Raw genomic sequence first — 8,185 nt, 5'->3', positions numbered from 1 at the left:
CGGCAGCCACCGCGCCGGCACCGACACGATCAGCACCATCGGCAGCCACCGCGCCCGCGCCGACGCGATCAGCACCATCGGCAGCCACTGCGCCCGCGCCGACACGATCAGCGCCATCGGCAGCCACTGCGCCCGCGCCGACACGATCAGCGCCATCGGCAGCCACTGCGCCGGCACCGACACGATCAGCGCCATCGGCAGCCACTGCGCCGGCACCAACATGATCAGCCCCATCCGAAGCCAACGCCTGCGGTTGCGCCGCCAAGACATTCGGCACCACAAGGCTGGCCGCTACCGCAAGAAGCACGCCTGACAACAACTTGTATTTCATGGTTTTCTCCACGACCCGTTGCCAAACAGCGATCAATCGCGCGCGATGCATACAGACGCCACGACTCACTGGCTTGGGTTTTACCTGGTTGGCGAAAGGCACGGGCACACCGAACGGCGTGCGGGTGTCGAGATAATTTTGATCGAACCGATTGAGTATAGGATCGGCCTCGGGAACTGCCACGGCGGGGAGATCGGCGGACAAAAAAGACTAAGCCCGCATTGCGCGGGCTTCGTTGTGTGGAGCTGTTTACATTTTTGCCAGCGCCTGAGCCAGGTCGGCGTGCAAGTCTTCAACGTCCTCAACCCCAACTGACAACCGCACTGATCAGAGCCTTCAGCCACGACGTAGTTGAATAATTCGCCAATCAACCACAGGCGTTCGACTCACTGGCTCGGCTCAAGCTAATTGGTGAGTGCAGGTCGAAGGCCGGAAAAGTTTGGGATTGAAGCCCGAAAGGGTGAAACGGGCCGGCTGTTTGGCCTGGCTCAACGCGCACCGCGAAAGTCCGGCCCGCAGGGAACGTCAGATGGCAGGATCGGCAGTAAGCCATCACTGATCGCATGCGACCATTGCAACGATGGCCTCAGCGACTTGAAGCACGAAGCTTGACACCTGTTTCCGGTCCCGCTGGCCGCTGAGATTAAACGCCTTCAATCGGGTGAGTGACCTTCCATTTTTCGGCAAAAGCTTTGCCTTGCTCGATTTGTTCGGGTGTCATTTTTTTAGAATATTCTTCTAATCTTTCCCGATCATACTCTTTATCAGACTCATCATTATCTAAGCCTGCTAAAAGCAACGTGAGGCCATAAGCCTTCACCATATCAAATGGAAAGCCATAGTAATTTGGATTACTTGCATGCTCTCGAGCAAGCAAACCGATACCATTGCTGTCACCCACCTTCGCAGATTCCTCTAGCCAATATCGGGAAATTGATAGATCTCCGTTATATTCATAAATAGAGGCTGCATAGGCAATCATTGCTTTTGGATAGCCATTTTCAGCCGCTCGCTTATACCACTTGTTGATTTCCTTGCGGCGCTGCCCAAACCACCAAAAAAATCCATCACCAGCTGAATAACTCTCGGCAAGCTGATATTGTGCGAATGGGTACCCTCCCTCTGCTGATTTAATCAGCATATTAAAGTCAGAATTGTCTACGTATAACAAATAGGCAGCTTCCATGTCACCGGAAGCAATTTTTTCTCGCGCAATCTTCTCAAATTCCAATTTCCACTCGCGCTGAGTTTTATCTCCCTTCGGGCAGTTCTCAACGATGGTGCATAATTTATCTCCATCATCAAGAGCTAGACGAAGTAGGGAGTTAAAATTTCCTTGATTTGCAGAATGTACTAGCCATTCGCGCGTATCTTCCACCCTGTGGTTTTTTGCATAACGAAGCTCATCCTGTAGATGAAACCACTCTCCTACAACATCCGACTTGGCTACCCAATCATTTAGTTCGCCTAGTTGTTGCAAATCATTTGAGGCAAATTTCTCCATTAAAGTTTTTTTGTACTCTTGATCCCACTCACCTCGGCTTTTTTCCCCTTTGGGACAAAATGAAGCGATAACACACAGCTTGACGTTGTGAGATAACTGATATAGGGAGAATAAATTTCCTTGATTAGCAGAAGCCACGAACCACTTTACAGATTCTTTCGAGTCTAGCGCTTTACTAAGTTCCATTTGGCGAAGTTGTTGCGCCAGATAAAATTGTGCTTCTGCATCGCCAGCCTCGGCGGCAATGCGCAATTCACGCTCTGCGTTTTTCTCTTGCTTATATAGTGAAATGCCGCGTTCCTTGGCTGCCTGCTGCTCCTGTGAAAGCACTGCCGATGCGGTGGCTGAGTTAAATAAAAAAAGTAAACTTAAAATCGATTTGATTAGATTTTTATAATGATTCATTTTCTTCCCTGTGTAGTTAACAAGCGAGCGCCGTATTCCATATGCTGTTTGACACCAAGCTGCGAAATGAGGTGGGCGAATGTTGCGACACTTGTGTTGTCGAGTTTGCGCAGCAGCACAGAGCTCTTCATTCGGCAGACTTGATGCCATTTTCAAAAAGACTTGTATGACAATAAAAACGAAAGATCGAAAGGCCACAGGGTGGGTTCCCCGTGTGGCGAGGGTATTTATCCCCGTTGGGCTGCGATGCAGCCCCCTTCAAAGAGTCACATCTTAGCCAAAGCCTGCGCCAAATCTTCCCGCAGATCCTCAACATCCTCAACCCCCACCGACAACCGCACCAGCCCATCACCAATCCCCAGCTTTGCGCGGGTTTCCGGTGGAATCGTCGCGTGGGTCATGATCGCAGGGTGCTCGATCAGGCTTTCCACACCGCCCAGACTTTCCGCCAATGCGAAGATCTGTACGTTTTCCAAGAAGCGCCGTGCGCCGGCCAGGTCGCTGTTCAGATCAACAGAAATCATCCCGCCAAAACCACGCATCTGCCGCTTGGCCAGTTCGTGCTGCGGGTGCGACTCAAGGCCTGGATAGTAGACGCGCTTGACCTGCGGCTGCTGCTCGAGCCACTGCGCCAGGTCCAGGGCGTTGCTGCAATGGCGCTCCATGCGCAGCGCCAGGGTCTTCACCCCGCGCAAGGTCAGGAACGCATCGAACGGCCCGGAAATCGCGCCGACGGCGTTCTGCAGGAAACCGAGTTTTTCCGCCAGTTCGGCGTTCTGCCCGACCACGGCAATGCCGCCGATCACGTCAGAGTGGCCGTTGAGGTATTTGGTGGTCGAGTGCAGGACGATGTCGAAACCCAACTCCAGCGGGCGCTGGATGTATGGGCTGGCGAAAGTGTTGTCGGCCACGCAGATGATCCCGCGCGCGCGGCAGATGCGTGCAATCGCGGCCAGATCCGACAAGCTCAGCAGTGGGTTGGTCGGCGTTTCGACCATGACCATGCGCGTGTCGTCCTGCAGCGAGGCTTCGAACGCCGACAGATCGGTCAGGTCGACGAAGCTGAAACGATGCCCGGCGCTGCGCTGACGAACCTTGTCGAACAGGCGGAATGTGCCGCCGTACAGGTCATTGCCGGAAACGATGTGCGAGCCGGCATCGAGCAGTTCCAGCACAGTGGAAATCGCCGCCAGGCCTGAGGCGAAGGCGAAGGCGCGAGTGCCGCCTTCGAGATCGGCGACGCAGCGTTCCAGGGCAAAGCGCGTCGGGTTGTGTGAACGGCCGTAGTCGAAACCCTTGTGCACACCGGGGCTGTCTTGCAGGTAAGTGGAGTTGGCATAGATCGGCGGCATCAGCGCGCCGGTGGTCGGGTCCGGTTCTTGCCCGGCGTGGATCACCCGGGTGGCGAAGCCTTGGGATTTATCGTCGTGCTGACTCATGCAAGGGATCTCCGTAATTGGTTGAGCATGTCGGTGCGGGTGATCAGGCCATGGAAGCCGGAGGCGTCGGCGATGATCGCGACGAGGCCACGGCTGAGCACCGATTCCAGCTCGGCCAGGCTCGCGGCCGGGGCGAGGGTTTGCAGTTTGTCGGTCATCACGCTGGACACCGACTGGCTGAAACGTGCGGCATCTTCGTGGACGCCAAGGAGGATGTCGGACTCGTCGATCACGCCCACCAGTTGCTTGCCTTCGACCAGCACCGGCAGTTGCGAAACGTCCGCCAGACGCATGCGTTGGAAGGCCGTGAGCAGGGTGTCGTCCGGGCCGACGCTGATCACCCGGCCGTCCTCGAAACGCCGTGCAATCAAATCGCGCAGATCGCCGTAGCCCTTGCGCTGCAACAGGCCCTGATCGGTCATCCACTGGTCGTTGTAGACCTTCGACAGGTAACGCGTGCCGGTGTCGCAGACGAAGCTGACCACGCGTTTCGGCTCGGTCTGTTCGCGGCAATAACGCAGCGCGGCGGCGAACAGGGTGCCGGTCGATGAGCCGCCGAGAATGCCCTCGGCCTTGAGCAACTGGCGCGCGTGATCGAAGCTTTCTGCATCGCTGATCGAATAGGCGTGGCGCACGCTGGACAGGTCAGTGATCGACGGAATGAAGTCTTCGCCGATACCCTCGACCGCCCACGAGCCGGGCGTCGGCAAGGTGCCGTCGCGGCTGTATTGCGCCATCACCGAGCCGATCGGGTCGGCGAGGACCATTTCCAGATTCGGTTGCACACGTTTGAAGAAACGACTCAATCCGGTCAGCGTGCCGGCCGAACCGACGCCGACGACGATGGCGTCCAGGTCATGTTCGGTCTGCGCCCAGATCTCTGGGGCGGTGCTGCATTCATGGGCCAGCGGGTTGGCGGGATTGTTGAATTGGTCGGCGAAAAACGCGCCGGGAATGTCCTTGGCCAAACGCGCGGCGACGTCCTGGTAATACTCGGGATGGCCCTTGCCGACATCGGAGCGGGTGATGTGCACTTCGGCGCCCATGGCCTTCAAGTGCAGGACTTTCTCGGTGGACATCTTGTCCGGGACCACCAGCACCACACGATAGCCTTTGGCGCGGCCGACCAGCGCCAGACCCAGACCGGTATTGCCGGCAGTGGCCTCGACAATCGTCCCGCCCGGTTGCAGGCGACCGTCACGTTCAGCAGCGTCGATCATCGCCAGACCGATACGGTCCTTGATCGAGCCGCCGGGGTTCTGCGATTCGAGTTTGAGAAACAGCGTGCAGGGTCCGGTATCGAAGCGGGTGACCTGAACCAGCGGAGTATTGCCTATCAGCCCAAGCACGGCAGGGCGTGATTCCTTCGACATTTCTTCACCTCTTTATGGTGTTGATCGCGTTCCGATCGCGGGGAAAAGACTCGCGTGCAAATTAGGCGCAGACATCTTCTCTCGCAACCTTTAATCCTTGGAAAATCCAGCCATTTGGATCTAACGATAGAACGAAAACCGGCTTGTTGCCCTGAGACGTTCTGATCGTTCCCACGCTCCGCGTAGGAATGCAGGCGGGGACGCCCTGCGTCCCTATGGGCTGAAGATCGCAGCCTTCGGCAGCTCCTACAGGGGCTTCTGTGCATGAGTAGAACTTGTGATGATCTAGAATAAATTGAGTTTGTTTCATCAAGCCTCGTTCCCGAGAATACCCGCCATCGAATAAGCATCTGGAGTTGTTTGTCATGGCACTGGCCCATTCCCTTGGATTTCCGCGCATCGGTCGCGACCGCGAACTGAAGAAAGCGCAAGAGGCGTTCTGCAAAGGAGAACAGAACGAGGCGGGCCTGCGTGACGTCGGGCGTGAGCTGCGCAAGGTCCATTGGGACTTGCAGAAAAACGCCGGCATCGACTTGCTGCCGGTCGGCGATTTCGCCTGGTACGACCAGGTGCTGACCCACTCGCTGATGTTCGGCGTGATCCCCGAGCGCTTCCGCCCGCATGACGGCAAAGCCACGCTGCAGACCCTGTTCAGCATGGCCCGAGGCAACAGCGGCGACGGCCACGGCCAAGAGATGTCCAAGTGGTTCGATACCGACTATGACTACCGCGCACCGGAATTCAGCGCCGACCAGCAATTCCAGCTCGCTTGGGAGCAGCTGTTCGAAGAAACCGCAGAGGCCCGTGCGCTGGGGCACAACGTCAAACCGGTGATCATTGGCCCGTTGACCTACCTGTGGCTCGGCAAAACCAAAGGCGCCGACTTCGACAAGCTCGATTTGCTTGATCGCCTGCTGCCGCTGTACGGCCAGATCTTCGCGCGACTGGCGGCGTTGGGTGTGGAGTGGGTGCAGATCGATGAGCCGATTCTGGTGCTCGATCTGCCGCAGGACTGGAAGAATGCTTTCGAACGCGCCTACAACCAGATCCAGCGCGATCCGCTGAAAAAACTGCTCGCCACATACTTCGGTGGTCTCGGAGAAAACCTCGGTCTGGCGGCGAACCTGCCGGTCGATGGCCTGCACATCGATCTGGTGCGCGCGGCGGATCAATACCCGACCATTCTGGATCGTCTGCCGGCCTATAAAGTGCTGTCGCTGGGTGTGGTCAACGGTCGTAACGTCTGGCGCTGCGATCTGCAAAACGCGCTGGCGACGCTGCGCCATGCTCATGAGCGTTTGGGCGATCGCTTGTGGGTGGCGCCGTCCTGCTCGTTGCTGCACAGCCCGGAGGAGTTGAGCCGGCAAGACCACCTCGATGCGGAACTGAAAAGCTGGCTGGCGTTCGCCGTACAGAAATGCGAGGAGGTGGCCGTGCTCGCCAGGACGGTCAGCGAGCCGCAAGCGTTGCGTGCGTAGCGCTTCGCAGGACTGAGCCTGCACAGTTCGCGTTTTACTCGGCACTCACGGCAACACACAAATCCTTTGTGGGAGCGAGCCTGCTCGCGAAAGCAGTCTGTCAGCCACCCATGCATCAAGCAAGGAAGCGCAATATCGGCGCACCATCGAACGGGTCCGTCAGATAGTGCGCCCTGACCCCGAAAGTCGTCTGTAAACGCTCCGGCGTCAGCACTCGCAGCGGCTCGCCCAATGCCACCAGACGCCCGCGCTCCAGCACCGCCAGGCGATCGCATTTGAGCGCCTGATTGAGATCGTGCAAGGCGATCAGCGTGGTCACCGGCAGTGCGCGCACCACTTGCAGAATGCTCAACTGATGCTGGATATCGAGGTGATTCGCCGGCTCGTCGAGCAGCAGGATCTGCGGGCGCTGCGCCAGTGCGCGGGCGATGTGCACGCGTTGGCGTTCCCCGCCGGAGAGGCTGCGCCAGAGGCGGTTGCGCAGGTGCACGGCGTCGACGTCGACCAGCGCTTGCTCGACGATGGCGTCATCGGCGGGCGACCACGGTTGCAGCGCCGATAACCACGGCGTGCGCCCCAGCGCCACCGCGTCGAACACGCGAATGCCATCGTCGGTGTCGGCCTGTTGCTCAACCACTGCGAGTGTCTGCGCGATGCTGCGCCGCGACATTTTGCCCAGCGCCTGACCGTCGAGCTGCACATGGCCCACGCTCGGGTCACGCAGTCCGGCCAGCAATTTGAGCAACGTGGATTTCCCCGAACCGTTCGGCCCGACAATGCCCAAAGTTTCGCCGCGCTGCACATCGAGACTGACACCATTGAGCAACTCGGCGCCGCGCACTTTGAAGCCCACACCCGCACAACTCAGAACCGTGTTCATCGTGCCGATCTCCGGCCTACCAGAATCAGCGCGAACACCGGCGCGCCGACCAGTGCGGTGATCACGCCGACCGGAATCACCTGACCCTTTATCAGGGTGCGCGACAGCACATCGGCGGCGATCAGAAACACCGCGCCGCCCAGCGCACTGGCCGGCAGCAGACGCGCATGACCGGTGCCGAGCAACAACCGCGCTGCGTGGGGAATCACCAGCCCGACAAAACCGATCGAGCCGACGATCGATACCATCACCGCCGTTACCAGCGCGGCGCAGCCGATCAACAGAATCTGCACGCGGCGCACGGCAATGCCGAGGGATGCCGCCGAATCCGCGCCAAAGGTGAACGCATCCAGTGCTCGCCGGTGCCACAGACAAACGACCAATCCCAATACAGCCACAGGTACTGCCAGCCACACCGACGGCCAGCGCACGCCGCCGAGATTGCCGAGCAGCCAGAACATGATCCCGCGCGCCTGTTCCGAACTGGCCGAGCGGGTGATCAGAAACGCGGTGAGGGCATTGAACAATTGCGAGCCGGCGATCCCGGCGAGAATGATCTGCCCGGTGCCGCTGGCCGAGCCGCTGACTCGCGCCAACAGAATCACCAGTACGAACGCTGTCACCGCACCGGCAAAGGCACCGACCGACAATGAAATCGCCCCGGCACCGACGCCGAGGAGGGCGACCATCACCGCGCCGGTCGAGGCGCCTGCAGAAATACCCAGCAGATACGGATCGGCCAACGGATTGCGCAGCAGCGATTGCAGGATCACCC

General features: G+C 58.7%; 6 protein-coding genes and 1 pseudogene. 1 reads left to right on the top strand and 6 read right to left on the bottom strand.

What is annotated here, in order from left to right:
• The 4 genes from D6877_RS09995 to D6877_RS09975 all read right to left on the bottom strand — a co-directional run.
• On the bottom strand, positions 1-234 hold a 234-nt coding region (locus tag D6877_RS09995), incomplete at its 3' end, for a hypothetical protein (protein WP_206662977.1).
• A 740-nt stretch (positions 235-974) separates the two neighbouring features.
• Positions 975-2,240: a sel1 repeat family protein gene (locus D6877_RS09985; protein WP_130910640.1), complete on the bottom strand. Its 1,266-nt coding sequence runs from the start codon at positions 2,238-2,240 to the stop codon at positions 975-977.
• A gap of 266 nt (positions 2,241-2,506) precedes the next feature.
• Positions 2,507-3,679: a cystathionine gamma-synthase gene (locus D6877_RS09980; protein ID WP_122507931.1), complete on the bottom strand. Its 1,173-nt coding sequence runs from the start codon at positions 3,677-3,679 to the stop codon at positions 2,507-2,509.
• The gene (locus tag D6877_RS09975; RefSeq protein WP_130910639.1) at positions 3,676-5,052 is read right to left on the bottom strand and encodes a pyridoxal-phosphate dependent enzyme; all 1,377 of its coding nucleotides are present in this window, start codon (positions 5,050-5,052) and stop codon (positions 3,676-3,678) included. The genes D6877_RS09980 and D6877_RS09975 overlap by 4 nt, the downstream gene beginning before the upstream one ends.
• A 365-nt stretch (positions 5,053-5,417) precedes the next feature.
• On the opposite strand from D6877_RS09975, the pseudogene D6877_RS09970 reads away from it, so the two are divergent.
• Positions 5,418-6,518: pseudogene (locus tag D6877_RS09970) on the top strand (5-methyltetrahydropteroyltriglutamate--homocysteine S-methyltransferase); the annotation flags it as partial.
• Positions 6,519-6,645: 127 nt separating this feature from the next.
• Here the strand turns inward: D6877_RS09970 and D6877_RS09965 are convergent.
• Both D6877_RS09965 and D6877_RS09960 read right to left on the bottom strand, forming a co-directional pair.
• Entirely contained in the window at positions 6,646-7,410 is a 765-nt protein-coding gene (locus tag D6877_RS09965) for an ABC transporter ATP-binding protein (protein WP_130910638.1), read from the bottom strand.
• Positions 7,407-8,185: iron ABC transporter permease (locus D6877_RS09960; protein WP_130910637.1), on the bottom strand; the 779-nt coding region annotated here is incomplete at its 5' end. The genes D6877_RS09960 and D6877_RS09965, both read right to left, overlap by 4 nt.

It is taken from the genome of Pseudomonas sp. Sample_9 (assembly GCF_004307535.1).
GTDB classification, from domain to species: Bacteria; Pseudomonadota; Gammaproteobacteria; order Pseudomonadales; family Pseudomonadaceae; genus Aquipseudomonas; species Aquipseudomonas mercuritolerans.
This window is presented reverse-complemented; position numbering and strand designations above follow the sequence as displayed.